Genomic DNA, 25,834 nt, shown 5'->3' on the forward strand with positions numbered 1-25,834 from the left:
TATCCGCTGTGTCCGTCTTGTCCGCCGGAGTGAACGTGCAGCGGCAGACGCCATGTACGGCGCCCCCACCCCTTGCTCTTTCATGCGCTCCCCATCCACATATGCCTCCCACAAGATCAGGAGGTAAGGAGGAGGGATCTACCAGCAGGATGGCTACCACTTCTTCACCAGGTCACCATATGGGGGTCCGGAGCACCCTGAGCGACTGAAGAAGTGGGGGTGAATATCGCCTTTAATCCACAATGCGCAACGGTCCCTTGTCACGCTTTCAACTCACTCTAGTAGGTCGCAGTCGTTATCAATTCGCAGTTATCGCAACCATTCATCACTGTTCGCAGAACAAAGAGGGGGATTCCCTGGATTTTCAACTCCCCATGCACTGCAAGGGTTTACCCCTCCGGGACGTTGAGGAGCACTCGGTAAGTCGTTGCTCGACTGCTGTCCAGGTCGCTGATCACGGGAGGCGCCATGGGAGGAGGGAAGCGCTCGCAACGCCTACCTCAGCCCCGCCGGGCCTTCCCCACTAGCGCCTCGCAGCAAGGGCCACACCCAGCATGCGGGCAAAGACCTCGACCATCGTGACGTCGTCGTGGTGGAGGTCACCCGGCTTGAGGCAGTCGACCGTCAGGAGCCCGAATGACATGTCTCCGGCCGTGACCGCGCAGGTGATGTACGTCTTGTAGGTGTCACTGTCCGGCTTCAGCGCTGGAGGCAGCTGATCGACATCGTGAACGAACTGGCTCGTTCCCTCGTCGAGCAGCTGCAGGAGCTCCTTGCCGCGGATGTCGGACTCTTTAAAGATTGTGACTGGCGCGACATTCCTGCCAGACCATAAGTTGCTTTGACATTTAACTTCCCGCATCCCCGGCAGCGTGTTGGGGGTCTCTTCCAGGAAGCACGCTCGCGTGTCTGGCGGACCGATCAAGTTGGCTGTGAGAGCGACGATCGCCAGCTTGGTTTGCTGTTTGAGCGCCTGCCGTTCGGCCCTGACGGTGCTGGAGACGATGAGGCCGAGGTTGAGCGTCAATGGAACCAGGACGTCCTCGAACGCCCTGCGCTGGTTGGAAGGCCGGGCACCGCTCGGTCAGCGGCCATGAGGGCCAGTACGCGACGCGGGAGATCGTGAACGCGATCCTGCACCAGTCCCGGACCGGTTGTCAGTGGGACTTCCTGCCGCACGACCTGCCGCCCCGCGGCGCGGTGTACTACTACTTTGCGAAGTGGCGCGACGACGGCACCGAGCAGACCATCCATGACCTGCTGCGCTGGCAGGTGCGGGAGAAGAAGCGCCGAATAGCCGACCAGAACCTGGTGGTGTTCGACACGAGAGTGTTCACGCGGCGGCCGGCGTCCCGGCCGCACGACGGGGCCTGGCCGAGCAGAACGACGAATGGACCGAAGCCCGCTGCTACCTGGGCCGCGAGCTGCTGGCCAAGGCCCGACTCCACCCGATCGAGTTAGAATCCGACGATCCCGTCATACCCACAGAACTCACCGCATAGCCTGAAACTGGATCACTGAGTGGCCGTCAATACACCACTCCAGGGGACGTGACCGCGTGTTTTGGCGTCCCTCGGCAAACACTGCTGAGGGAGGGGAATGGGGGACGTGGTGGAACGAAGGGCGCGGCTGCGCACAGCGCGAAGAAGGCCTGGGCCAGACCGAGTGAGAGCGCGGGTGCGGGATGTCGGTGAACCTCCGCAACGGACTTGGAGGCCCCATATCGACTGGACCCGGTGGGGCGCCGTCGTTGGGATCGGCGCGGGCATTGGAAGCCTGCTGTTTACGGCTGTCGCGACCTACTACGGAGCCATGGTTTCGCGGGATCAGCTTGAGCAGTCGCAGGAGGATGCCGAGTTGAAGTCTCGTGACCAGGCCACACGCGTCGCCTCCTGGAGCGGCAAAGCTCCGAATGGCGCGGCGTCGCGCCTGCATCTGATGAACAGATCACCGGACCCTGTGACCAGGGTAAATCTGTCCCTGATCCTGATGATCCCCGTGCCCCAATCCGCCGCCCATAGAGAGGTGAATGCCTCACTGTGGCAGGGGGATATGGCGCCTTGCTCGGAAGTGACCTTCGAGCTGGGCACGTTGAGGTACCAGGAGACGAAGAATGAGGAGTGGGAGAAGCCTAATCCTAAGATGTCGGCTTTCGTGATGAACCTACATTTCGTGGATCGCGAGGGTGCGCCGTGGAGGCGCAATGACGTGCAGCTGAGTCGGCTGGACTTTGATGAAGGGGCACGTCTCCAACCTGGGGTTTGGGGTTGGGATCTAACACGGTCTTACGGGCAGGCCCGGGCCGAACCCGTGGTGAGCAAAGCGTCCACGTGCGGAGCGGATACTGGCGGCTAGAGATCTTCAATGGCGGGGGTTACGCGGGGTCGTGACGGCTGTCGTGGGTCGCGCTATGCCAGAGGGATGAGGTATCCCGATGGCGGAGGGCTGACGGCTGAGGAGCGGGTTCGGCGTGAGCGGGTCCGGTTGGCGGCCGCCGATCTGATCGAGGCAGGGGCCAGTGACCGGGGGTGGCCCTGGGTTCAGGGTGACCCGGATGTCGGCGAACCGCTGGCGGCGGGCGTTGGCTTCGGGCGGGCGGCAGGCCCTGGCCTCCAAGGGGCCCGGCGGTGCCCGCTGCAAGCTCGATGCAAGTCAACTGCGTGTGTTGCAGGTGGTGTTGGATGCCGGCCCGGCCGCCGCCGGCTGGAGCGACCAGTGCTGGACTCTGGCGAGGATCGCCGAGGTCGTGCGACGCCGGTTCGGCGTCGAGTACACCTTGGCCGGGATGGACCTGCTGCTGCACCGCATCGGCTGGAGCGTGCAGATCCCGTCCCGCAAGGCCGCCGAGCGCGACGAGGAGAAGATCGCCGCCTGGAAGGACGAGCAGTGGCCCGTCATAAAAAGACGGCGGCGGACCTGGGCGCCTGGCTCTGCTTCGAGGACGAAGCCGGCCAGGGGCTGAGGCCGCCCAAAGGCCGCACCTGGGGCCGCCGAGGCCACACCCCCGTCGTGCGGGTCACCGCCGCGGGCACCAAACGCGTCTCCATGGCGGCACTGATCTGCACTAAGTCCGGCCATCGGCCCCGGCTGATCTACTGCACCCACCTCGACCGCGGCCCCGCCAAAGGCCGCCGCAAAGGCTTCACCGAGACCGACTACGCACGCCTGCTCGACGCCGCGCACCAGCAACTCGGCGGCCCGATCGTCCTGGTCTGGGACAATCTGAACACGCACGTCAGCCGCACCATGCGGCAGCTGATCGACGCCCCGATTATGGCTGACCGTCTACCAGCTGCCGCCGTACGCTCCGGAGTTCAACCCGGTCGAGGGCCTCTGGTCGCACCTGAAACGGTCCCTGGCCAACCTCACCAAGCACAGCCTCGACCAGCTCACCGCGCTGGTGAAGACCCGGCTCAAACGGATGCAGTACCGACCCGGCGTCATCGACGGTCTCATCGCCAAGAGCGGCCTCGACTTCCAATCGCCGTAACCTCAGCCATTGAAGATCTCTAGTTCCAGAAGGAAGCGGCGCGGGGGTGGACCGCGCCGGCCTGCGACCGGGGTCAGGGAAGTTCTTTGTGGAGGTCGGTGGCCGGCTGCTTGAGTGCTTCCCGCGCGAGCGGGGGTGGACCGGCGGTGGCGTGATGAGCAACGAACTTCGCCTCGTGCTTCCCGCGAGAGCGGGGGTGGACCGAGGCGCGGGGTGGTCTTCACCGAGGAGGAGGCGTGCTTCCCTGGCGAGCGAGGGTGGACCGGCTTCGGCGGTGGAGCGGCAGCGCGCCCAGCTGTGCTTCCCGCGCGACCTGCTGCGGCGCGGCTGGCTCTCCAACGTCGCCTTCTCCACGCCAGAACACCTCATTCGCACCGTCCGGAGAGGCCTACGGCACATCCAGTACCGCAGCAACCTGATTGACGGCTGCCTCACCGAGACCAGCCTGACCATCAAACCCGCATGACGACATCACGAGTCCCACCTCAGTAGACACTCCCGAAGCGGACAGGTCGGCTCACCACAAGAGCAGTGGCAGTCCTTCTTGTTCAGCAGCCCGGATGCGTTCTTCGATCTGGGCTGCGTCCTCACCGGCCGCGGTGCCGACGCGGATTGCTGTGGCGATGGCTCGGGCCCGGCCGGCGGGGCCTCGGAGGTCTGCCAGTGGGCCATTGGGGTCTCGATGACGTGTTACCCATTCTGAGCGGTTCTCCGCTGGGGTACCCAGCCGCAGGTGGGTGGGGTTTTGGCATGCGTGTGAGTCGCATGTGTGGCAGAGGACGGGGTCTTCGGTGCCGGACCATCCGAGTCGGGATATCACCCCATGTGCCAGCTGGTAGGCGAAGAGGTGGGCCGGGACTGTGCCTCGGCGGGATCTGCCGGGGAGGCTGGCTGCACGGAAGGAGCCGTGTCCGGTCGAGCTGATCGCGTTGAGCCAAGGCCAGCATTGCGAGGCGGCCCGCCGGTACCTCTTGGCTTCGAATCGGGCGACTACCGGGGGGTCGGCGAGCCAGGACTGCCAGAGGGCGGAGGGCACGCGTACCAGGGTGGGTTTCCCAAGGAGGGAAAGCTGTTCGCCTCGGCGGACGTCGGGTCCGGGCGTATTGACCCCTCCCAGGGGCAGTTGATTACCGAGAGCAGTCATGGCGCATCCGGCTGGTTGGCTCGGGGCGAACGGGGGCGCGTTCCTTGAGTGCACCGATGTGCGTGCGGACCCGCTTCCTTGAGCCGTTCGTAGGGGTGTGCAGGATTCACCTTTGGCCTCCGTATGGGACGCACGGGGAGTGCAGCTGTGGTGCCGATTGAGGTGAGAGGGATGGGGGACCGAGCCCCTTGAGAAAGGTCGGTCCCCCGTGGAACAGGCGGTTGTGTTGCGCTGCCGGGCGTTCAGGAGTGAAGGTCTGACATCTGTAGGGAGAGGGTGGCGAAGGTCAGCCGCTGGACGATGTCCTGCCGTAGGCAATCGGCTTCTTTGTGGTTAGCCGGGTCGACGCGGACGTCTTTGGCGAGGTCTTCTTCGATGGCGATGACGCGATTGAGGATGCTCCGGAGAACATCGACGGCGTCGTAAGCGCCCTTACTGCCGGTGCCTTCAGATCCAGGTTTCGGGCCCGCTCCGTTCTGAGTACCGGCTTCGTTCGCGCCCGTATCGGGCGGCGTTACCTGACTGTGATTGTCTGCGAAATTTTGCAGAGCTGGTGCTGGTGAGTGTGCAAGGGCAGGCAGGGCGCGGTGGGTTGGGGCTGCGTTCGGTGCTGCCAGTGGGAGGACTTGGGCAGCCATGAGTTGCTGTGCTGCCTCCTTGAACTGTGTCTCCCCGGCCTGCCTGCCTGCGGTTTTCAGGACGGCCTTTACTACCTGGGTAGTGATGGTGGCGGTAAGCCGAAGGTTCTCGTTGGCGGCGCGTGCGCGAAGTTGCTGGTAGAGGCCGGCTGCGGCGGCGAGTCCGAACCGCGTGGCGACGGGCAACAGAGCGCGGGTGTGGGATGCGGTCGCGGGCTTTCCCAGGCTCTGGGCGAGGCGCTCGGCGAGTGGCCATTCCTCCATCATTTGGTAGGCGGCGCGTTCGCTGATTTCCCAGCGTTCCTCGACGTAGGCACCGAATGTGGTGTGGGTACGGCGGTAGAGCTTGCGGTTGCAGATGGCCTGGAGGGCTTTTCCGGCGAGCCAGGTTGCTGTGGTCAGGTTCTCGACGGCGTTCTCGCAGACCGCGAGGTCGTGGATCTCGTTGTGGCTGAGGTCGCCTGTTGCCTCGACCTGTACGGGGGCGGGGATCATGTCGGAGGTGACGACCAGATCGGCTGGCCGCTCGGACGTGTGCTGGGCCGCCGGTTGCAGGTTGTCGGGCGCGTTCCGCTGGTCGCGTCGTGCACGAAGCGCGGCGGCGCGGTCGTGGTTGCTCATCGCAGAGTGCCCCTCTGAGGGAGAAGACCGCGCTGGATCATCTCGGTGGTCAGTTCGTCGTACGCGGAGCCGCGGGCGGTGACGGGTTCGAGCATCGACTGGGCGTATTTCTGCCGGCTGGGGATGGTGGTGGTGAAGACGTTCCAGCCGTCCTCTTCGAGGTATTCGCGGTACTGGCCTGTGGCTTTGGCCCCTGCGGTGGTGCGGTTGAGGAGGACCCAGGTGGGGGGCGGGTTGCCGTCGGGGCGCAGGACGTCGATGTCGTCGATCAGGTCGCGCATGGGGAGGCGTTCGATGCGGTCGATGTCGGCAGTGGTGGGGGCGGTGTTGAGGATGGCGAGGTCGGCGACGCGCAGGACGGACTGCACGATGTTGCGGTGGTCCTCGGCGTGGCCGCAGTCGACGACTCCAACTTGGCCGGGCTGGATCGCGGACGGGACGTTCTTGTGGAACAGGGGGGACGCCTGCTGCTGGACGGGGAAGGGGAACCCTCCGGCCTGTACGTCCCACTCCGCGAGCTGGCGGCTGTAGTCGGCCTCGTAGGCGATGACGGGGTAGCCGCGCTCGTAGAGGGCGTGGGCCTGCCATCCGACAGACGTGGTCTTGCCACTGGTACGCGGACTGATGTGAGCGATGATCACGCGTCTGGCTCTCTCTACTGGTGGTGTGTGAATGGGGATGTCTGCGCCGTCGCGCATCTGCATTGCCTTGGCGCACGGTGAACGCTGGGCCTCGTGTTGGGGCCTTAGCGGAGCGCTGCGCGCCGTCGCCTGCGGCGGGGGGCGGGCTGCCTCGGGGGAGGAGGCGGCGCGCCGGTGTTGCGGTCGTAGCGCTGTTCCGGCCTGGCGGAGCAGCCGGTAGACCGTGGTGGGGGAGCAGCCTTGATCGGCGGCCAGAACAGGGACGGCTTCTCCGGCGTCATAGCGAGCGCGCAAGGCGATGGCTTGGTCCAGGCGAGCCGCGGTGGCAGTGGTAGTGCGGAGCTGCCGGGTTTGTTGTGGCGAACGCAGTGTCGTCCCGGCTTCGCGGAGTAGGCGCCGCACGGTCCTTGCCGACCGGCCGCAGTCGGCCGCTAGCTCGTTGACGGTGGCTGCCGCCTCATATCGAGCGCGCAGATTCGCAGCCAGCCGGCGACGGGCAGGCAACTGACCCTTGTCCGAACGCAGCCTGCGAGTTGCCTGGGCTGTGCGCATGGCTGTACCGGCCGCGTGTAGCCGGTTTATGACCGTTCCGTAGGACAGCCCTGTGCTGTCGGCGAGTTCGTAGACTGTGGCGCCGTTCTCGTAGTCGGCGCGTAGCACCAATGGATCCTGGCGCCGTGCTTCTCCGCTGGTGGGCGGGGTCTTGGTGTTCATGCGGCGGATTCCCATTCGTTGATGGCTTCGGCGTGTGCTGCGACGAGCTCGTCGTAGGTGCGCTGGTCGGCGGGGGTGATGAGGATGAGGCGGCCGTCGGTGGCGACCGTCCATTCGCAGTCGGTGTGGGTGGTGGCCGGGCCGCTCCGTCCTTCACTAGGGGGCTGCCACTGCGCTGGGATCTCGTCACCGCGCGGCGCGGGAACCAGGACCAGCCGGCCGTCGTCGTGGACGACGAACAGCGCCTTGCTCCGGTGCTCAGCACGCTGTTCGAGCGCTTGGCGGTATGCGGTGCGTTCCGCGTCGTGGAGTGCCTTTCGGCGCTGGGCGGTGCCCGTGGTGCCGTAGCAGTGGGAGATGGCGTCCCAGCGCTGTGCGGTGCTCGCCTCAGGGGATGGGGCTACGCCCTTGTTCGTCTGGCCGATGTCTTCCAGAACGCGGGGCGTCAGAGTCCAGGCCCGATCGTTGTGGGTCACGAGACCGTGGGCTGCGAGGCGTTGCAGGGTTCGGTAGACGGTGGCCCGCGACACCGACGAGGAGGCGACGAGCTCGGTCGCGGTCTGACCGGGCCGTACATGAAGTGCGCCGATGACCATGAGGGCAGAGCTGCCGAGGCCCTGGTGGGCGAACGCGTCATGGCCCATCAAGCGGCTGATGAGAGTGGAGTCGATGTCGGCCGTGGTCGTCTCAGGGGTGGGCCACTCCTCAAGTTCCCGGTCGGGGGGGAACTGAGTGGTGCGGATACGAGACGACGAGCGGTCAGCGAAGTCGTTGCGACCGTCGCCGAGGTACCAGGTGGAGCCATCGCGGCCGTGACCGATGCGCAGCCGGTGAAGCCACCCGTTCGGTTTCAGGACCGACTCGTAGGCGTTGCGCAGCGCTTGCCGGGATACCCCGGCCTCCTCGGCGGTCTGGCGCTCGCTGGCGCTGTGCTGACGGCCACCTGCGGTCTCGGCAAAGTTGAGGTGCGCCCGCAGTATCCGCAGGGCTGTGCGGCCCCGTTCGCCACGCCACGGCGTGGTCTCGATCCGGTCGCGCAGCCCTGCGAGGTCTTCGTGGGCGTGCTGGCGGGCTTCGACCGTGACGGTGGAGCTGACCGCCGCCGACGCGCTGACCCACACACGGCGGACGTAGTCGAGGGCACGGGCCTGCCCGGAGCGCAGCGCGATGGTCCGCGCATGGCGGCCGCCCTCGTGATCGGGGTGCATCAGCAGAGGCACCAACTGGTCGAGGGTTCCGCCGGCGCGGGCCACATGGCAGGCGATGGCCGCCGTGATCCGGTGACCGTGGTCGGCTTCGCCCTGCCGGTCTGGACGGGCAACGACGGACAGGCCGTCGGAGCTGAGCCTGCTGTAACTGCCCGCCGCGTAGCGGCCGGTCAGATCACCGAGCAGGACAAGGTCAGCGGCAGCTGTGGAGAGATGGTGAAGTCCGAGGGGCACATAATGAGCGCCTGTGACTGCCTCTGATGGTCTCTTCGCTGAAGACGAAGGCTTGTTACTGGAGTGCGCAAGAACGTTGCCGTGTGGCATTCTGAGGCTGTCCCGCCAAGGACGTGGACCCACCCAGGCCCGCAAAAACCAGGGGTGGTGTCCGGACCGACCTCCAATCGGTACCAGCGAAGCCTCCAGGATTGCCGTCCTGGGGGCTTTCGTGCGCCTGGTGCCGAGGGAAGGCAGGCGTCCCCAACGCGGCTCGACCGGGGTCGAATCGGGGTCGAATCAGAGTGATTACCTCTGATTGCCTCCGATCGCCTCTGCAACCCGTCCTAGCAGGTCACAGCCAGTTCGACTCACATAAGCGCAGGTCAGAAAGGCGCAGCAGTTGTACCTGACGATCAGTACTACCGGCAATCAGGAGCGTCCTGCGACCGACCTCGGATTCCTGCTGCACAAGCACCCCGACAAAGCGCAGACGTTCTCCACTTCCCACGGCACGGCGCATGTCCTCTACCCCGAGGCGTCCGTCGAGCGGTGCACGGCCGCGCTGCTGCTGGAGGTGGATCCGGTGGCGCTGGTGCGGCGCGGCAAGGGCAAGGGCCGCGGCGGTTCGCCCGACTCCGCGCTCGCACAGTACGTCAACGACCGGCCGTACGCCGCGTCGTCGCTGCTGGCCGTCGCGCTGAGCACCGTCTTCAAGACCGCCCTGCACGGCGTGTGCAATGCGCTCCCCGAGCGCGCCGAGGCCCCGCTGCCGCTGCGCATCGAGGTGCCCGCGCTGCCCGCGCGGGGCGGCGCCGAGCTGGTGACGAAGCTGTTCGCACCGCTGGGCTGGACGACGGTGGAGGCGCAGCCGGTCGCGCTGGACGAGCAGTTCCCGGAGTGGGGCGACTCGCGGTACGTACAGCTCGTACTGGAAGGGGAGCTGCGGCTCGCCGACGCCCTGCGGCAGCTGTATGTGCTGCTGCCGGTGCTGGACGACGCCAAGCACTACTGGGTCGCGCCCGACGAGGTCGACAAGCTGCTGCGGGCGGGTGAGGGCTGGCTGGCCGAGCACCCCGAGCAGAAGCTGATAACCAGCCGGTATCTGTCGCGCCGCTGGGGTCTGACCCGGCAGGCGATGGAGCGCCTGGAACTGGTCCGCCTCGCCGAGGCCGACGACCTGGAGGTCGAGGAGATCGACAACGCCGTCGACGAGACGACGGACACGGAGGACAAGCCCGTGCCGCTCGCCGTGCAGCGGCGGGACGCGATCCTTCAGGCGCTCGAAGCGGCCGGGGCGAGCAGGGTGCTCGACCTGGGCTGCGGGCAGGGCCAGTTGGTGCAGGCGCTGCTCAAGGACGTGAAGTTCAGCGAGATCGTGGGTGTGGATGTGTCCATGCGCGCGCTCACCGTCGCCTCGCGGCGGCTGAAGCTCGACCGGATGGGCGAGCGGCAGGCCGGCCGCGTCAAGCTGATGCAGGGCTCTCTCACGTACACGGACAAGCGGCTCAAGGGATACGACGCCGCCGTGCTCAGCGAGGTCATCGAGCACCTCGACCTGCCGCGACTGCCCGCCCTGGAGTACGCGGTGTTCGGCTCGGCGCGGCCCCGGACCGTGCTCGTGACGACGCCGAACGTCGAGTACAACGTGCGCTGGGAGACCCTGCCCGCCGGGCACGCGCGGCACGGCGACCACCGCTTCGAGTGGACGCGGGAGGAGTTCCGCGACTGGGCGCGGAAGGTGGCCGAACGGCACGGGTACGGCGTCGAGTTCGTCCCTGTCGGACCGGACGACCCCGAAGTCGGACCGCCCACCCAGATGGCTGTGTTCACAGTGACCGCCCAGGACAAGCAGAACGAGAAGGAGGTGAAGGCCGCATGACCACCACGACCCGCAAGCTCCCCGTCACCGACCTGTCCCTCGTGGTCCTGATCGGTGCCACCGGATCCGGCAAGTCCACTTTCGCGCGCCGGCACTTCAAGCCGACCGAGGTCCTGTCCTCGGACTTCTGCCGCGGCCTCGTCGCCGACGACGAGAACGACCAGAGCGCGAGCGGCGACGCCTTCGATGTCCTGCACTACATCGCGGGCAAGCGGCTCGAAGCGGGCCGGCTGACCGTCGTCGACGCCACCAGCGTGCAGTCCGAGAGCCGCAAGCAGCTCGTCCAGCTGGCCAGGAAGTACGACGTACTGCCGATCGCCATCGTCCTCGACCTGCCCGAAGAGGTCTGCGCGGAGCGCAACGCATCCCGCCCCGACCGGGCCGGGATGCCCCGCCATGTCATCCAGCGCCACCGGCGCGAGCTGCGCCGTTCGCTGCGGAGCCTGGAGCGTGAGGGCTTCCGCAAGGTGCACATCCTGCGCAGCGTGGAGGAGGTAGAGGCGGCCGAGATCGTGCTGGAGCGGCGCTTCAACGACCTCACCCACCTCACCGGGCCCTTCGACATCATCGGTGACATCCACGGCTGCCGCTCCGAGCTGGAGACCCTGCTCACCAAGCTCGGTTACGTCGACGGGGCGCACCCCGAAGGCCGCACGGCCGTCTTCGTCGGCGACCTCGTCGACCGCGGCCCCGACAGCCCAGGCGTGCTGCGCCGGGTGATGGGCATGGTCGCCTCCGGCAACGCACTCTGCGTGCCCGGGAACCACGAGAACAAGCTCGGCCGTTACCTCAAGGGCAGGAACGTCCAGCACACGCACGGACTCGCCGAGACCATCGAGCAGTTGGAGAAGGAGGACGACACCTTCAAGGAGCAGGTGCGGGAGTTCATCGACGGCCTCGTCAGCCACTACGTCCTCGACGACGGCAACCTCGTCGTGTGCCACGCCGGTCTGCCCGAGAAGTACCACGGCCGCACCTCGGGCCGCGTCCGCTCGCACGCGCTGTACGGCGACACGACCGGCGAGACCGACGAGTTCGGCCTGCCCGTGCGCTACCCGTGGGCCGAGGAGTACCGCGGCCGCGCGGCCGTCGTCTACGGCCACACGCCCGTGCCCAACACCTCGTGGATCAACAACACCATCTGCCTGGACACCGGCGCGGTCTTCGGCGGCAAAATGACCGCGCTGCGCTGGCCGGAACGCGAGCTGGTCGACGTACCTGCCGAGCAGGTCTGGTACGAGCCGGTCAAGCCGCTCACCACGGAGGCCCCCGGCGGCCACGACGGCCGTCCGCTGGACCTCGCCGACGTGCACGGCCGCCGGATCGTCGAGACCCGGCACATGGGACGGCTCGCCGTCCGCGAGGAGAACGCCGCCGCGGCGCTCGAAGTCATGAGCCGCTTCGCGGTCGACCCGCGCCTGCTCGCCTACCTGCCGCCGACGATGTCGCCTACCGGTACGTCAGAGATAGAGGGCTACCTGGAGCACCCGGCCGAGGCCTTCGCGACGTACAAGGCGGACGGCGTGGAAAGGGTCGTGTGCGAGGAGAAGCACATGGGCTCGCGCGCGGTGGCTCTGGTCTGCCGGGACGCGGACGCGGCGCGCGAGCGGTTCGGGGCGGACGGCCCGACCGGCGCCATCCACACCCGCACCGGCCGCCCATTCTTCGACGAAGAGACAGTCACCGAGCAGATACTCGACCGGCTGCGCACCGCCGTGACCGAGGCAGGGCTCTGGGACGAGCTCCAGACCGACTGGCTGCTGCTCGACGCGGAGTTGATGCCCTGGTCCCTCAAGGCGTCCGGTCTCCTGCGCCACCAGTACGCCGCGGTGGGCGCCGCATCCCGCGCCGTCTTCCCGGGCGCCGTCGCCGCGCTCGAAGCGGCCGCCGCCCGTGGCGTCGAAGTGAAGGGGCTGCTGGCGACGCAGCGCGAACGGGCCGCCGACGCGGCCGCCTTCACCGATGCGTACCGGCGCTACTGCTGGACCACCGAAGGGCTGGAGGGCGTACGGCTCGCACCGTTCCAGCTGCTCGCCGTCCAGGGCCGGTCACTGGCCGCCGTACCGCACGACGAACAGCTGGCCTGGCTGGACCGGCTGGTGGAGCACGACCCGACCGCCCTCCTGCAGACCACCCGCCGGCTGATCGTCGACACCGGCGACCCGGAATCGGTGCAGTCCGGCATCGACTGGTGGCTGGAAATGACCAGCCGGGGCGGCGAGGGCATGGTCGTCAAGCCGCTCCAGGCCCTCGTACGGGACGGGAAGAACCGGCTCGTGCAGCCGGGCATCAAGGTGCGCGGCCGTGAGTACCTGCGGATCGTCTACGGTCCCGAGTACACGCGCCCGGAGCAGCTGGCCAAGCTGCGCAACCGGTTCCTCGGCCACAAGCGGTCGCTGGCGCTGCGTGAGTACGCGCTGGGGCTCGAAGCGCTGGACCGGCTGGCCGAAGGGGAGCCGCTGTGGCGGATCCACGAGGCGGTCTTCGCGGTGCTCGCACTGGAATCGGAGCCGGTCGACCCGCGGCTGTGACCCAGCGAGCCGGAACACGGCTGTGACCGCCGCTGTGACCGCGCCTCCCTGTGCGAAGTGGAATCGCTTCGCACAGGGAGCGCCCACAGGGACGCGCGTGCGGCGTGGCTCGGTCAGGATGGGGGGATGGGATTCCATGTCGATTCCGAGACCGGGCGGCTGCGCCGCGTCATCCTCCACAGACCGGATCTGGAGCTCAAGCGCCTCACCCCCACCAACAAGGACGCGCTGCTCTTCGACGATCTCTTGTGGGTGCGCCGCGCCCGTCAGGAGCACGACGGCTTCGCCGATGTGCTCCGTGACCGAGGGGTGGACGTGCACCTCTTCGGTGATCTGCTGCGCGAGTCGCTGGAGATCCCGGCGGCCAAGAACCTGGTCCTCGACCGGGTCTTCGACGAGAAGGAGTACGGACCGCTGGCCACCGGCGTCCTGCGGGATGCGTTCGACGGCCTGTCCGTGGCCGATCTGACCGAGGCACTGGTCGGCGGCATGACGAAGCGGGAGTACCTGGCCCAGCACACCGAACCGACCTCCGTCCGGTTCCACGTCATGGACCTGGACGACTTCTTGGTCAAGCCGCTGCCCAACCACATCTTCACCCGCGACACATCGGCCTGGATCTACGACGGCGTGTCCATCAACGCGATGCGCTGGCCGGCGCGGCAGCGCGAGACCGTCCACTTCGAGGCGATCTACAAGCACCATCCGCTCTTCAAGAGCCCCGAGGCGGGCGACTTCCACACCTGGTCGGAGGGGCAGCACGACTACCCGTCCACCATCGAGGGCGGCGACGTCCTGGTCATCGGCAACGGCGCGGTGCTGATCGGAATGAGCGAGCGCACCACCCCGCAGGCCGTGGAGATGCTCGCCCGCGGTCTCTTCGCGGCGGGCTCAGCGACGACCATCGTGGCGCTCGACATGCCCAAGCGGCGGGCGTTCATGCACCTCGACACGGTGATGACGATGGTCGACGTCGACACGTTCACCCAGTACGCCGGGCTCGGGATGCTCCGCTCGTACACCATCGAACCGGGCGTCGGCGAGCGCGCGTTGAAGGTGACCGACCACCCGCCCGAGCACATGCACCGCGCCATCGCCGCCGCCCTGGGACTGCGCGAGATCCGCGTACTGACCGCCACGCAGGATGTCCATGCGGCGGAGCGCGAGCAGTGGGACGACGGCTGCAATGTGCTGGCGGTCGAGCCCGGCGTGGTGGTGGCGTACGAGCGCAACGTCACGACCAACACTCACCTGCGCAAGCAGGGCATCGAGGTCATCGAGATCCGCGGCAGCGAGCTGGGCAGAGGCCGGGGCGGGCCCCGGTGCATGAGCTGCCCGGTCGAACGCGAAGCTGTATAGTGATGCGCTCATTCGTATACACTTCCACGGTCCCCGCATTCGCGACCCAGGAGCAGCCACCATGGCGATAGACCTCGCAGGCCGCCACCTCCTCAAGGAGCTGGACTTCACCGCCGAGGAGTTCCGCGGCTTGATCGATCTCGCCGCCGAGCTCAAGGCGGCCAAGAAGGCGGGCGCCGAGGTGCCGCGGCTGCGCGGCAAGAATGTCGCGTTGATCTTCGAGAAGACCTCCACCCGCACCCGTTGCTCGTTCGAGGTTGCCGCGGCCGACCAGGGCGCGTCGACGACGTACCTCGATCCCTCCGGCTCCCAGATCGGGCACAAGGAGTCGGTGAAGGACACCGCGCGCGTGCTGGGCCGGATGTTCGACGGCATCGAGTACCGCGGTGACAGCCAGGCCGCCGTCGAGGAGCTGGCCGCGTACGCCGGGGTCCCCGTCTTCAACGGGCTCACCGACGACTGGCACCCCACCCAGATGCTCGCCGACGTGCTCACCATGACCGAGCACACCGCCAAGCCCCTGGAGCAGATCGCATTCGCCTACCTGGGGGACGCCCGCTTCAACATGGGCAACTCCTACCTCGTCACCGGCGCACTGTTCGGCATGGACGTACGCATCGTGGCGCCCAAGGCCTATTGGCCGGCCGAGGAGATCGTCGCGCAGGCCCGCAAGGCCGCCGAGGCCAGCGGCGCCCGCATCACGCTCACCGAGGACGTCGCCGACGGTGTTCTCGGCGCCGACTTCGTCGCCACCGATGTGTGGGTGTCGATGGGGGAGCCCAAGGAGGTCTGGGCCGAGCGCATCGAGGCCCTGACTCCGTACGCCGTGACCATGGACGTACTGCGCGCCACCGGGAACGCGGACGTGAAGTTCCTGCACTGCCTGCCCGCGTTCCACGACCTCGGCACCAAGGTCGGCCGCGACATCCACGAGCAGTACGGCCTCACCGAGCTGGAAGTCACCGATGAGGTGTTCGAGTCGAAGCACTCGGTCGTCTTCGACGAGGCCGAGAACCGGATGCACACCATCAAGGCGGTGCTGGTCGCCACCATGGCCGGCGCCGAATAGTCGCCGAACGGCCGCCCAGCAGTCGTCGAAGGGGACGCCGAACAGCCGTACCGCCTGGTTCAGCCCGGCGGTGCGGCAGGCGGCCCTGCGGCCGGTCCCGCAAGGGTGAACCAGACCGCCTTGCCCTGCTCGGTGACGCGGTGCCCGCAGTCCGTGCTGAGCGTACGGATCAGCAGCAGCCCCCGCCCGTGCTCCTGCCACGGGTCGGGGCACAGGTCCTCGGGCGCACTGTCCAGCCTGCCCGGCGGGGCCGGGGCGGGGTCGTGCACCTCGACCTGGCACCCCGTCGGCAGCAGCTCCACCACCAGCCTGATCGGCTCGTCTCCGGTCGTGTGCTCCACGGCGTTCGCGACCAGCTCGGCGGTGAGCAGCTCCGCCGTTTCGCTGTCCGCGGGACCCTCGGCGGCCGAGATGTCGGCGAGCGCCGCACGGATCAGGGCGCGCGCGATCGGCACCGCGGCCGGGGTGTGCGGCAGCGCGATGCGCCATGAATCCGGGCCTGCTGCTTCCAGCAAGGCGTAATACCCCCTTTCGGGCACCAAAAGGATCAAGAGGGATCAAGAGGTCGATCTTTCAACCATACGAAGGCAATGCCGTATCGCCCAATGGCCTAGGTCAGAGGGCTCGATATCGCGCACTCGTGACGGCGGTCACGGATCGGTGATAACTTTGAGCGGCAGGCACCAGCCCCGCCGGTTGAAGGAGCCTTGCCCATGAGCCCCTTTCCCAGCTCAGCTCCTCGTACGCAGCAATGGCGCCATCTGCGCCTGACCACCGACGACGGCGTCGCCACCGTCACCCTCGCCCGGCCCGAGAAACTCAACGCCCTGACTTTCGGCGCGTACGCCGACCTGCGGGACCTCCTCGCCGAGCTGGCTCGCGAGCGCTCCGTGCGCGCCCTCGTGCTCAGCGGCGAAGGCCGCGGCTTCTGCTCGGGCGGCGACGTCGACGAGATCATCGGCGCCACGCTCTCCATGGACACCGCGCAGCTCCTCGACTTCAACCGGATGACCGGCCAGGTCGTACGGGCGCTGCGCGAATGCCCCTTCCCCGTGATCGCCGCCCTGCACGGCGTGGCCGCGGGAGCGGGCGCCGTGCTCGCCCTCGCCGCCGACTTCCGGATCGCCGACCCGTCCGCCCGGTTCGCCTTCCTCTTCACCAAGGTCGGCCTCTCCGGCGGCGACATGGGCGCGGCGTATCTGCTGCCCCGCGTCGTGGGCCTCGGGCACGCGACCCGGCTGCTGATGCTCGGCGACCCCGTACGCGCACCCGAGGCCGAACGGATCGGCCTGATCAGCGAAATGACGGACGAGGGGCAGGCGGACGCCCGCGCCGTCGAGCTGGCCCGACGGCTCGCGGACGGTCCGGCCCTCGCGTACGCGCAGACGAAGGCCCTGCTCACCGCCGAGCTCGACATGCCGCTCGCCGCCGCCGTCGAGCTCGACGCGGCCACCCAGGCGCTCCTGATGAACGGCGACGACTACGCCGAATTCCACGCCGCCTTCACAGAGAAGCGGCCGCCGAAGTGGCAGGGGCGGTAGCGATGCGGGTCGCGGTCATCGGTGGCGGGCCCGGCGGGCTCTACGCGGCGGCGCTGCTCAAGCGGCTCGACCCCGCGCGCGAGATCACCGTCTGGGAGCGCAACGCGCCCGACGACACCTTCGGCTTCGGCGTCGTCCTGTCCGACGAGACCCTCGGCGGCATCCAGCACGCCGACCCGGTCGTCTACCGGGCGCTCCAGGACGAGTTCGTACGCTGGGACGACATCGACGTCGTCCACCGGGGCCGCACACTCACCTCAGGCGGCCACGGCTTCGCCGCCCTCGGGCGCCGCAGGCTCCTGGAGATCCTGCACGAACGCTGCCGCTCGCTCGGCGTCGATCTGCGCTTCCGTGAGGAGGCGCCGTACGCCGCCGAACTCTCCACGGCGTACGACCTGGTGATCGCCGCGGACGGCGTGCACAGCCCCACCCGTGAGGCACACGCAGACGTCTTCGCGCCCCGCGTCACCACCCACCGCTGCCGCTACATCTGGCTCTCCGCCGACTTCGCCTTCGACGCCTTCCGCTTCGAGATCGCCGAGACCGAGCACGGCGTGATGCAGCTCCACGGCTACCCCTACGCCCGTCCGTCGCCCGACCTTCCCCAAGCTCTCGACTCCGCTCGAGCAGGGGAGGCCCCATCCCCCTCAACGAGGCTCTCCGGGCCGCAGAGTCAATCCGGAGCCTCCACCGTCATCGTCGAGATGCGCGAGGAGGTCTGGCGGGCCGCCGGGCTCGACCGGTGCGACGAGGCCGAATCCACCGAGCGGTGCGCGAAGGTCTTCACCGACGCGCTGGGCGGCCGCCCCCTGCGCGGCAACAACTCCTCCTGGACCGCCTTCCGTACGGTCGTCAACGACCGCTGGTCGCACGGCAATACAGTCCTGATCGGCGACGCCGCGCACACGGCCCACTTCTCCATCGGCTCAGGAACCAAACTCGCCGTCGAGGACGCGCTCGCCCTGGCCGCGTGCATCGAGGAGCAGCCCGACCTGCCGGCCGCCCTCGCCGCGTACGAGACCGAGCGCCGGCCCGTCGTAGCCTCCACGCAGCGCGCGGCCGCGGCGAGCCTGCGCTGGTTCGAGGAGCTCGGCACGTATCTCGACCAGGCGCCACGGCAGTTCGCCTTCAACCTCCTCACTCGCAGCCGGCGCGTCACCCACGACAATCTGCGGCTGCGCGACCCCGCGTTCACCCAGGCCGTGGAGGAGGACTTCGGCTGCCCGCCGGACACGCCCCCGATGTTCACCCCCTTCCGGCTGCGCGGTCTGACCCTGCGCAACCGGGTCGTCGTATCGCCCATGGACATGTACTCGGCGGTGGACGGTGTGCCCGGTGACTTCCACCTCGTCCACCTCGGCTCGCGCGCGCTCGGGGGAGCGGGGCTGGTCATGACCGAGATGGTGTGTGTGAGCCCCGAAGGCCGCATCACCCCCGGCTGCACCGGCATGTACACCCCCCAACAGGCCACGGCCTGGCGCCGGATCACCGACTTCGTCCACCGCCAGTCGCCGCCCGGCACGGCCATCGGCGTCCAGCTCGGCCACTCCGGCCGCAAGGGCTCGACGCGGCTGATGTGGGACGGCATCGACCAGCCGCTGGACGACGGAAACTGGCCTGTCTCCGCGGCCTCACCGCTTCCGTACCGTGCGGGCATCAACCAGGTCCCGCACGCACTCGGCCGCGCCGGACTCACCGACATCCGCGAACAGTTCGCCTCGGCCGCCTGGCGCGCGGCGCGCTGTGGCTTCGACTTGCTGGAACTCCACTGTGCCCACGGCTACTTGCTCTCCGGCTTCCTCTCCCCTCTCACGAATCAACGGACGGACGCGTACGGCGGTTCCCTCGCCCGGCGGCTGCGCTTTCCGCTGGAGGTCTTCGACGCGGTACGCGGTATCTGGCCGGAGGAGCGGCCGATGACGGTCCGTATCTCCGCCACGGACTGGGCGGACGGGGGTACGACGGCGGAGGAGGCGGTCGAGATCGCGCGCGCGTTCGTGGCGCACGGGGCCGATGCGATCGATGTCTCGACCGGGCAGGTTGTGGCCGACGAGGCGCCTGAGTACGGCCGGTCGTACCAGACGCCGTACGCGGACCGGATTCGCAATGCGGTGGGCGTGCCGGTGATCGCGGTCGGGGCGATTTCGTCGTGGGACGACGTCAATTCGGTGCTGCTGGCGGGGCGGGCGGATCTGTGTGCGCTGGGGCGGCCGCACTTGTACGACCCGCACTGGACGTTGCACGCGGCGGCGGAGCAGGGGTATGCGGGGGGCGCGGCGCCGTGGCCCTTGCCGTACCGGGCGGGGAGTCGTACGCCGCCGACGGGGCGCACCGACGCCCCGAAGCCGCGGCTGAGCCTGACGTAGCTTTCCGGCAAGGGCCCGGAAACCCAGCCCGTCCGGCGCCCGGCGATTGAGGACACTCACACAGGGCGTCCGGGTCTGGGGGCTTGCCCCTCACGCGGCGGAGCCGCAAATGTCGCAGCCGGGAAGAATGGGGTCTCCCCTGCTCGAACGAAGTTGAGAGCTTGGGGAAGGGCAGGGGAGCAGCGCCGCAGGCCCGCGCCCCCACGCATCGCCCGGCGCCGGGCCCCCACGCAGCGCCCCGCGCCGCGCCTGCCGCCCCGCCCCTCCTCAGCCCGCCACCGTGATCTCCACCCGGTCGGCCACCGGCCTGTAACCAATGCGCTGGTACACGCCGTTCGACGTCGGGTTCGCGAGGTCCGTGAACAGGAGTACCTCCTCCGCCCCCGCATCCAGCGCCGCCCCGCTCACCGCCGCCGTGACCGCCGCCGCGTACCCCCGCCCGCGCTGCTCGGGTGGCGTATAGACCGGTGCGACCCTCACCGTGCCCGCCGCCGGGCGCGACACGCCCGCCATCGACACCGGGGTGCCTTCGTGTTCCCAGAGGGTCAGGCCGCCGTACGAAACCCGGTCGTCGACGGCCCGCCCGGCGCCGGGCGCCGGCTGGCCGGTGTCCCGGCGGAACGCGTTGACCCAGTCCACCAGCAGCTCCCGGTCGGCGGCGGTGGCAACCCGCGCACGCCCGGGCGGCGCAGGAACCGGCGGGGTCAATTCCGCGAGCCGGTACAGCCGTTGCTCCACCACCGTCGTCGCCGCGACCCCCGCCCGCCGCCACTCGGCCGCCAGCGCCTCCGCCGTCTCGCGCTCCGCGCTGACCGCCGGGCTCCCGAATATCCCGCACGCCTCGGCCAGCGGCGCCACCGCCTCCGCGGGAACGGCCCCCACCATCACCGCATGCGGCGGCGTCCACACCAGCGCCCCGTCCACGCCGCCGTCGGCCCCGCGCCACCAGCCGAACCGCGGCGCACCTTCGCCGTACGCATCGCTGCCGCGCTGCCGGAGCGTCTCCGCGATCGTCAGCAGCAGCGTGTTCTCCGCGGGACGCGCGGCGACGGCGGCTCCGGCGGTGGCCAGGTACTCATCGAGGTCGTTGGTAAAGGTCCAGGTCAAGATCGAGGTCATGCCTCATGATGCCCGTACGAACTCCTCGCCCGCATCGCGCAGGAGCGCATGCAGTTCGGCGAAGACCTCCGCCGAGCGGGCGCCCGGCCAGCCCGCCGGGAGGAGTTCGGCGGGCAGACCCGGGTCCACGTACGGGAGGCGGCGCCAGGAGTCGAGGGCCAGGAGGTAGTCGTGGTAGGCCTGCTGGGGGTCCGGCGACCGGCCGCCGGACGTCCAGGAGCGCAGCACCGGCTCGTGCAGATCCAGGAACTCGGCGTGCTGCTTGGCGATCGCGGGCAGGTCCCACCAGCGCGCCACCGCCTCCTCCGTCACCGCGAAGCCGAGGTGTTCGCCCCGGAAGAGGTCGACGTACGGGGCGAGTTGGAGGCGCTCCAGGGTGTGGCGCGTCTCCTCGTACAGGCGCGCGGGGGCGATCCACACCCCCGGTGCCGCCGCACCGAAGCCGAGGCGGGAGAGGCGCGAGCGCAGCAGGTGACGCTTGTTGCGCTCGGCCTCGGGCACCGAGAAGACCGCGAGGACCCAGCCGTCCGACAGGCGCGGCGCCGGGTGCTCGTAGATGCGCCGGTCGCCGTCGTCGAGGAGCTGATGGGCGTCGTCGGACAGCGCGTATCCGGCGGCGCCGTCCGACGTGCGCGCGGCGACGAGCAGTCCGCGCCGTTTGAGACGCGAGACCGACGAACGTACCGAGGGCGCGTCGACGCCGACCGCGGCCAGCAGCCGGATGAGCTCGGCCACGCGCATCGGCTCGGCGTCGCCTCCGTCGGGCGTGCGCCCGTACGCGCCGTAGAGAGAAACGATCAATGAACGGGGAGTGTGCTGCTCGGCCACGTGATCACTCTACGGCCCGCAGCCGGAAGCGCTGGAGCTTGCCGGTCGGTGTACGCGGAAGGGCATCCAGAAAGACGATGTCGCGCGGGCATTTGTACGGCGCCAGCTCGGCCTTCACGAAGTCGCGCAGCAGAGCCGTGGTCCCGTCGCCGCGCGGCACCCCGTCGCGCAGGACGGCGTACGCGACGACGATCTGGCCGCGCCGCTCGTCGGCCTGCCCCACCACCGCCGCCTCCAGCACGTCGGGATGGCGCAGCAGCGCTTCCTCGACCTCCGGGCCTGCGATGTTGTACCCGGCCGAAATGATCATGTCGTCGGCGCGGGCGACATAACGGAAGTAGCCGTCGGCCTCACGGACGTAGGTGTCGCCGGTCAGATTCCAGCCGCCCTGTACGTACTGGTGCTGCCGCTCGTCCGCGAGGTAGCGGCAGCCCACGGGGCCACGGACCGCGAGCAGCCCCGGCTCGCCGTCGGCCACCGGCTGTCCGGACCGGTCCACCACACGCGCGTCCCAGCCGGGCACCGGCACCCCGGTCGTACCTGGCCTGATCGCCTCGTCCGCCGCCGAAATGAAGATGTGCAGCAGCTCGGTCGCGCCGATGCCGTTGATGATGCGCAGCCCGGTGCGCTCGTACCAGGCCCGCCAGGTCGCGGCGGGCAGGTTCTCGCCGGCCGAGACACAGCGGCGCAGGGCGCCCAGGTCGTACGCACCGAGGTCGTCCAGCATCGCCCGGTACGCCGTCGGCGCGGTGAACAGGACGGAGACCCGGTGCCGGTCGAGCGCGGGCAGCAGCTGCTTGGGGCCCGCCTGTTCGAGCAGCAGCGCGGACGCGCCCGCCCGCATCGGGAATATCACCAGGCCGCCGAGCCCGAACGTGAAGCCGAGCGGCGGGCTTCCCGTGAAGACGTCGTCGGGCCGGGGCTTGAGCACATGGCGCGAGAAGGTGTCGGCGACGGCCAGCACATCGCGGTGGAAGTGCATACAGCCCTTGGGGCGCCCGGTCGTCCCCGAGGTGAAGGCGATCAGCGCGACATCGTCGGCGGAGGTCGCCACGGCGGCGTACCGCGACGGCTTGTCGGCCGCCAGACGCAGCAGGTCGTCGGGCGTGTCACCGCCGTACGCCGTGATGCGCAGCCCGGGCACCTCGGCCTTGGCCAGGTCGTCGACGGCCCGTACGTCGCACAGAGCATGGCCCACCCGCGCGATGGCGCACATCGTCGCCAGCTCGGTGGCCCGCTGCTGCGCGAGGACCGTCACCGCCACCGCGCCCGCCTTCATCACCGCGAGCCAGCAGGCGGCGAGCCAGGGGGTCGTGGGGCCGCGCAGCAGGACGCGGTTGCCGGGCAGGACGCCCAGGTCGGAGGTCAGTACGTGCGCTATCCGGTCGACGGTGCGGCGGAGCTCGTCGTACGTCCAGATCTCACTTTTGGCGGTACGGAACACCGGCCGGTCCGCGCCGAAGCGCTCGATGGTGCGGTCCAGGAGCTCCGCCCCGCAGTTGAGCAGGTCCGGATAGCGCAGCTCAGGACGGTCGAAGACCAGATCCGGCCACTGGTGGGCGGGCGGCAGCTGGTCGCGGGGAAAGGTATCGAGGTGCGCTGAGGTCTTCAGCTCCATGATGGGATCGCCCCCTTGTCGCACATTGAGCGTATCGTTTAGGTGACGACAGTCAACGGCCCGCGATAAGAGGGGTGCCGCAATATGCCGGGATTCGAGCTGGAACCGGAACAGCACGGGTGGTGCGCCGAACTGCGCGCGCTGGCCGCGGACCGCCTGCGGCCCCTCGCGGAAAAGGGCGAACCGGGCACGGTGAACCGCGCGTTGGTCGCCTCACTCGGTGAACTCGGACTGCTGGAGCGCCTGTTCAGTTCTGGAGCCCTGGACCTCTGCCTGATGCGCGAATCGCTCGCCCAGGTCTGTACCGAGGCCGAGACCGCGCTCGCCCTGCAAGGGCTCGGGGCCAGTCCGGTGGCCCGCGCGGGCACCGGGGAGCAGCGCGCCCGCTGGCTCCCGGAAGTGATCTCGGGCCGCGCCGTGGCCGCCTTCGCGCTGAGCGAGCCGGGCGCGGGATCGGACGCGGCGGCTCTCTCGCTCAAGACCGTACCGGAGGGTTCCGGATGGCGCCTGTCCGGCGAGAAATGCTGGATTTCCAACGCACCGTACGCCGATTTCTACACCGTATTCGCCCGTACGGATGAGGGGGCCGGGGCCCGCGGCGTCACCGCGTTCCTGGTCCCCGCCGACCGTCCCGGCCTGACCGGGACCCCGCTCGACATGCTCTCGCCGCACCCCATCGGCGCCCTCGCCTTCGACGGCGTACCGGTCACCCCCGCCGACGTGATCGGTGAGGTGAACGGAGGCTTCCGGGTCGCCATGGACACCCTCAACCTCTTCCGCCCCAGCGTCGGCGCCTTTGCCGTCGGAATGGCACAGGCGGCCCTGGACGCGACCGTCGAGCACACCGCGCGCCGCACCGCCTTCGGCGGCCCCCTCAAGGACCTCCAGTCGGTCGCCCATCAGGTCGCCGAGATGGCGACCCGTACCGAGGCCGCGCGCCTGCTCGTGTACGCGGCCGCCTCGGCGTACGACGCGGGCGCATCCGGCGTGCCCCGCCGCGCCGCCATGGCCAAACTCTTCGCCACCGAGACGGCCCAGTACGTCGTCGACGCCGCGGTGCAGCTGCACGGTGCGCGCGCCCTTCAGCGCGGGCACCTGCTCGAACACCTCTACCGTGAGGTCAGGGCGCCCCGTATCTACGAAGGCGCCACCGAGGTCCAGCGGACGATCATCGCCAAGGAGCTGTACCGATGACCCTGCACCGCATCAACCCGGCCGAGCTGTCCCCGCCCACCGGCTTCTCCCACGCCGTCACGGCCACCGGCTCCCGCCTGGTCTTCCTGGCGGGCCAGACCTCCCTCGACACGGACGGCAAGATCGTCGGCGATATGCTCCCGGCCCAGTTCGAGAAGGCCCTCACCAACCTCCTCACGGCGCTGCGCGCCGCCGGCGGCACCCCCGCCGACCTCGCCCGCGTCACCGTCTACGCCACCGATGTCGCCGACTACCGCGCCCAGGCGCCCGAACTGGGCCGCATCTGGCGCCGACTGGCGGGCCGCGACTACCCCGCCATGGCGGTGATCGGCGCGGTCCGCCTCTGGGACGATCAGTGCCTGGTCGAGCTGGACGGGGTGGCCGTACTGGACTAGCTGGACGGGTGGCCCTACTGGACCGACTGCCCGTAATGGCCTTGCTGCCCGCACCCGTACTGGCCCGACCGGCCTGCGACTGATCCTTGTACGGCTCCAGCGCCTCGGCCGCCTCAGTTCACCGCCGAGTCCACAAACACACTCCAGCGCGGACTCGTCACGATCGCCCGCAACTCGTCGAACGACAGCGGCGGTTCCAGGCCGACGACCGGCCCGGTGAGCCGCCCGAAGGATTCGTACGAGCCCGGCACTGCGCGCGCGAACTCCTCCAATCGCTGCCCTGAGCCGCTCTGCCGTTCTCCCGTAACGACGCCGCGGAGGGGGCACCTTGTCACTGGCCGGACGGAGATAGCCTCGCTCTCAGCCGAGATGGAGGATTTGCCATGCCCCGGATTGAGCTCACCGCCGGAACCGTCGCGTACGAGGACACCGGCGGACCAGGACCCGTTGTGGTCCTCCTGCACGGCCTGGTCCACGACGCGACAGTCTGGCGCAAGGTCGTCGCCGCACTGCGGGCGGACCACCGGGTCGTCGCCCCGACCCTGCCGTACGGATCACACCGCATACCCATGCGCGCGGACGTACCGCTCACCCCGGACTCCGTCAACGAGCTCATCGCGGAGTTCCTCGACCGGCTCGACCTGCGCGACGTCACGCTCGTCGAGAACGACTGCGGGCGGGCCCAGACCGTCGCCGCCCAGCACCCCGAACGGCTCGCCAGGCTCGTCCTCACCTCCTGCGAGGCCTTCGACAACTACCCGCCCGGCGTGCCCGGCAAGCTGATCTCCCTCGCCTGCAAGGTGCCGGGCGGCATCACCTTCCTCGCCCGTACGCTCGCCCTACGCCCATTGCGGCGCCTGCCCGTGGGGATCGGCGCGCTCACCAAGCGGCCCGTACCGGACGAGATCGTCGACGGCTGGCTGGAGCCGCTCCTCACCGACCCGGCCATCCGCGCCGACTTCCGCCGCTACAACCGGGGCGTGCGCAGGACGGAGCTGCTCGAAGCGGTGGACGGGCTGCGGAAGTTCGACAAGCCCGCGCTGGTGGTGTGGGCGAAGGAGGACCGGATGATGCCGCGGGCGCACGGCCGGAGGCTGGCGGACATTCTGCCGCAGGGGCGCCTTCTTGAGGTCGAGGACAGCTGCACGCTGATCGCCGAGGACCAGCCGGAGGTGCTGTCCGCGGCGCTGCGGGAATTCATCGCCGCATCACGCTGAAGCGCGCCCGGCCCGCCGTACCTGTCCTCTACGGATTCGGTGCGGC

At 69.1% G+C, this 25,834-nt stretch carries 19 protein-coding genes and 4 pseudogenes; 13 read left to right on the forward strand and 10 right to left on the reverse strand.

Annotation, left to right across the window (positions count from 1 at the left end; genetic code table 11):
• Nucleotides 1–523: 523 nt before the first annotated feature.
• Nucleotides 524–1,027: a hypothetical protein gene (locus J7I98_RS22605; RefSeq protein ID WP_214923834.1), complete on the reverse strand. Its 504-nt coding sequence runs from the start codon at nucleotides 1,025–1,027 to the stop codon at nucleotides 524–526.
• 35 nt (nucleotides 1,028–1,062) lie between these two features.
• Here J7I98_RS22605 and J7I98_RS22610 point away from each other — a divergent pair.
• The 4 genes and pseudogenes from J7I98_RS22610 to J7I98_RS22625 form a co-directional block, all read left to right on the forward strand.
• Nucleotides 1,063–1,370 (forward strand): annotated as a pseudogene (locus tag J7I98_RS22610) (transposase); the annotation flags it as partial.
• Between the two features lie 1,184 nt (nucleotides 1,371–2,554).
• The gene (locus J7I98_RS22615) at nucleotides 2,555–2,962 is read left to right on the forward strand and encodes a winged helix-turn-helix domain-containing protein (RefSeq protein ID WP_251021023.1); all 408 of its coding nucleotides are present in this window, start codon (nucleotides 2,555–2,557) and stop codon (nucleotides 2,960–2,962) included.
• Nucleotides 2,963–3,045: 83 nt separating this feature from the next.
• Nucleotides 3,046–3,490, forward strand: a pseudogene (locus J7I98_RS22620) (transposase).
• A 313-nt stretch (nucleotides 3,491–3,803) separates the two neighbouring features.
• Nucleotides 3,804–3,956, forward strand: a pseudogene (locus J7I98_RS22625) (IS630 family transposase); the annotation flags it as partial.
• 920 nt (nucleotides 3,957–4,876) lie between these two features.
• Here J7I98_RS22625 and J7I98_RS22630 read toward each other — a convergent pair.
• The 4 genes and pseudogenes from J7I98_RS22630 to J7I98_RS22640 form a co-directional block, all read right to left on the reverse strand.
• Nucleotides 4,877–5,893 (reverse strand): hypothetical protein, encoded by a 1,017-nt coding sequence (locus tag J7I98_RS22630; RefSeq protein ID WP_214923849.1) that lies wholly within the window; start codon nucleotides 5,891–5,893, stop codon nucleotides 4,877–4,879.
• Complete coding sequence (locus J7I98_RS42595) at nucleotides 5,890–6,534, reverse strand: plasmid partition protein (RefSeq protein ID WP_214923852.1); 645 nt, start codon at nucleotides 6,532–6,534, stop codon at nucleotides 5,890–5,892. Before J7I98_RS42595 ends, J7I98_RS22630 begins: the two co-directional genes overlap by 4 nt.
• A gap of 372 nt (nucleotides 6,535–6,906) precedes the next feature.
• Nucleotides 6,907–7,362, reverse strand: a pseudogene (locus tag J7I98_RS42600) (helix-turn-helix domain-containing protein); the annotation flags it as partial.
• The gene (locus tag J7I98_RS22640; RefSeq protein WP_308377895.1) at nucleotides 7,245–8,690 is read right to left on the reverse strand and encodes a MarR family transcriptional regulator; all 1,446 of its coding nucleotides are present in this window, start codon (nucleotides 8,688–8,690) and stop codon (nucleotides 7,245–7,247) included. The gene J7I98_RS22640 and the pseudogene J7I98_RS42600, both read right to left, overlap by 118 nt.
• Before the next feature lie 382 nt (nucleotides 8,691–9,072).
• On the opposite strand from J7I98_RS22640, the gene J7I98_RS22645 reads away from it, so the two are divergent.
• The 4 genes from J7I98_RS22645 (at nucleotide 9,073) to argF (ending at nucleotide 15,510) form a co-directional block, all read left to right on the forward strand.
• Nucleotides 9,073–10,551, forward strand: a complete 1,479-nt coding sequence (locus J7I98_RS22645) for a 3' terminal RNA ribose 2'-O-methyltransferase Hen1 (protein WP_214923870.1) — start codon at nucleotides 9,073–9,075, stop codon at nucleotides 10,549–10,551.
• Nucleotides 10,548–13,082: a polynucleotide kinase-phosphatase gene (locus J7I98_RS22650; RefSeq protein ID WP_214923873.1), complete on the forward strand. Its 2,535-nt coding sequence runs from the start codon at nucleotides 10,548–10,550 to the stop codon at nucleotides 13,080–13,082. Before J7I98_RS22645 ends, J7I98_RS22650 begins: the two co-directional genes overlap by 4 nt.
• A gap of 126 nt (nucleotides 13,083–13,208) precedes the next feature.
• Nucleotides 13,209–14,441, forward strand: a complete 1,233-nt coding sequence (locus J7I98_RS22655) for an arginine deiminase (protein WP_214923876.1) — start codon at nucleotides 13,209–13,211, stop codon at nucleotides 14,439–14,441.
• Between the two features lie 61 nt (nucleotides 14,442–14,502).
• Nucleotides 14,503–15,510: an ornithine carbamoyltransferase gene (gene argF / locus J7I98_RS22660; RefSeq protein WP_214923891.1), complete on the forward strand. Its 1,008-nt coding sequence runs from the start codon at nucleotides 14,503–14,505 to the stop codon at nucleotides 15,508–15,510.
• 59 nt (nucleotides 15,511–15,569) lie between these two features.
• Here the strand turns inward: argF and J7I98_RS22665 are convergent, their stop codons facing one another.
• On the reverse strand, nucleotides 15,570–16,025 hold the full coding sequence (locus tag J7I98_RS22665; protein WP_214923894.1) for an ATP-binding protein: 456 nt from the start codon (nucleotides 16,023–16,025) through the stop codon (nucleotides 15,570–15,572).
• 198 nt (nucleotides 16,026–16,223) lie between these two features.
• On the opposite strand from J7I98_RS22665, the gene J7I98_RS22670 reads away from it, so the two are divergent.
• Entirely contained in the window at nucleotides 16,224–17,051 is an 828-nt protein-coding gene (locus tag J7I98_RS22670) for an enoyl-CoA hydratase family protein (protein WP_214923897.1), read from the forward strand.
• Between the two features lie 2 nt (nucleotides 17,052–17,053).
• Nucleotides 17,054–19,417, forward strand: a complete 2,364-nt coding sequence (locus J7I98_RS22675) for an oxidoreductase (RefSeq protein WP_214925140.1) — start codon at nucleotides 17,054–17,056, stop codon at nucleotides 19,415–19,417.
• Between the two features lie 267 nt (nucleotides 19,418–19,684).
• Here J7I98_RS22675 and J7I98_RS22680 read toward each other — a convergent pair whose 3' ends face one another.
• The 3 genes from J7I98_RS22680 to J7I98_RS22690 are packed head-to-tail and all read right to left on the reverse strand — an operon-like array spanning nucleotide 19,685 to nucleotide 22,982.
• On the reverse strand, nucleotides 19,685–20,524 hold the full coding sequence (locus J7I98_RS22680) for a GNAT family N-acetyltransferase (RefSeq protein ID WP_214925141.1): 840 nt from the start codon (nucleotides 20,522–20,524) through the stop codon (nucleotides 19,685–19,687).
• Nucleotides 20,525–20,539: 15 nt separating this feature from the next.
• Nucleotides 20,540–21,364 carry a PaaX family transcriptional regulator C-terminal domain-containing protein gene (locus J7I98_RS22685; protein ID WP_214923916.1) on the reverse strand — a complete coding sequence of 275 codons (825 nt, stop codon included), beginning with the start codon at nucleotides 21,362–21,364 and terminating at the stop codon, nucleotides 20,540–20,542.
• Between the two features lie 4 nt (nucleotides 21,365–21,368).
• Nucleotides 21,369–22,982 (reverse strand): AMP-binding protein, encoded by a 1,614-nt coding sequence (locus J7I98_RS22690; protein WP_214923919.1) that lies wholly within the window; start codon nucleotides 22,980–22,982, stop codon nucleotides 21,369–21,371.
• 84 nt (nucleotides 22,983–23,066) lie between these two features.
• Between J7I98_RS22690 and J7I98_RS22695 the strand changes: the two genes are divergently transcribed.
• Together J7I98_RS22695 and J7I98_RS22700 are read left to right on the forward strand one after the other, a co-directional pair.
• Entirely contained in the window at nucleotides 23,067–24,176 is a 1,110-nt protein-coding gene (locus J7I98_RS22695) for an acyl-CoA dehydrogenase family protein (RefSeq protein ID WP_214923922.1), read from the forward strand.
• The gene (locus tag J7I98_RS22700; protein ID WP_214923925.1) at nucleotides 24,173–24,571 is read left to right on the forward strand and encodes a RidA family protein; all 399 of its coding nucleotides are present in this window, start codon (nucleotides 24,173–24,175) and stop codon (nucleotides 24,569–24,571) included. The genes J7I98_RS22695 and J7I98_RS22700 overlap by 4 nt, the downstream gene beginning before the upstream one ends.
• 113 nt (nucleotides 24,572–24,684) lie before the next feature.
• Here J7I98_RS22700 and J7I98_RS22705 read toward each other — a convergent pair whose 3' ends face one another.
• Nucleotides 24,685–24,843, reverse strand: coding sequence for a hypothetical protein (locus tag J7I98_RS22705; protein ID WP_214923928.1), 159 nt, complete (start codon nucleotides 24,841–24,843; stop codon nucleotides 24,685–24,687).
• 111 nt (nucleotides 24,844–24,954) lie between these two features.
• Here J7I98_RS22705 and J7I98_RS22710 point away from each other — a divergent pair, with 111 nt between their 5' ends.
• Entirely contained in the window at nucleotides 24,955–25,788 is an 834-nt protein-coding gene (locus tag J7I98_RS22710; RefSeq protein WP_214923931.1) for an alpha/beta fold hydrolase, read from the forward strand.
• Nucleotides 25,789–25,834 lie beyond the last annotated feature (46 nt).

This window comes from Streptomyces sp. ISL-98 (assembly GCF_018614055.1).
In the GTDB taxonomy this organism is placed as follows: domain Bacteria; phylum Actinomycetota; class Actinomycetes; order Streptomycetales; family Streptomycetaceae; genus Streptomyces; species Streptomyces spiramyceticus.

Coding starts and splice junctions, on each gene's coding strand:
- J7I98_RS22670 (WP_214923897.1), top strand. CDS start 16,224: ATGAGCCCCTTTCCCAGCTCAGCTCCTCGTACGCAGCAATGGCGCCAT.
- J7I98_RS22700 (WP_214923925.1), top strand. CDS start 24,173: ATGACCCTGCACCGCATCAACCCGGCCGAGCTGTCCCCGCCCACCGGC.
- J7I98_RS22650 (WP_214923873.1), top strand. CDS start 10,548: ATGACCACCACGACCCGCAAGCTCCCCGTCACCGACCTGTCCCTCGTG.
- argF (WP_214923891.1), top strand. CDS start 14,503: ATGGCGATAGACCTCGCAGGCCGCCACCTCCTCAAGGAGCTGGACTTC.
- J7I98_RS22615 (WP_251021023.1), top strand. CDS start 2,555: ATGTCGGCGAACCGCTGGCGGCGGGCGTTGGCTTCGGGCGGGCGGCAG.
- J7I98_RS22710 (WP_214923931.1), top strand. CDS start 24,955: ATGCCCCGGATTGAGCTCACCGCCGGAACCGTCGCGTACGAGGACACC.
- J7I98_RS22630 (WP_214923849.1), bottom strand. CDS start 5,893: ATGAGCAACCACGACCGCGCCGCCGCGCTTCGTGCACGACGCGACCAG.
- J7I98_RS22690 (WP_214923919.1), bottom strand. CDS start 22,982: ATGGAGCTGAAGACCTCAGCGCACCTCGATACCTTTCCCCGCGACCAG.
- J7I98_RS22655 (WP_214923876.1), top strand. CDS start 13,209: ATGGGATTCCATGTCGATTCCGAGACCGGGCGGCTGCGCCGCGTCATC.
- J7I98_RS22695 (WP_214923922.1), top strand. CDS start 23,067: ATGCCGGGATTCGAGCTGGAACCGGAACAGCACGGGTGGTGCGCCGAA.
- J7I98_RS22675 (WP_214925140.1), top strand. CDS start 17,054: ATGCGGGTCGCGGTCATCGGTGGCGGGCCCGGCGGGCTCTACGCGGCG.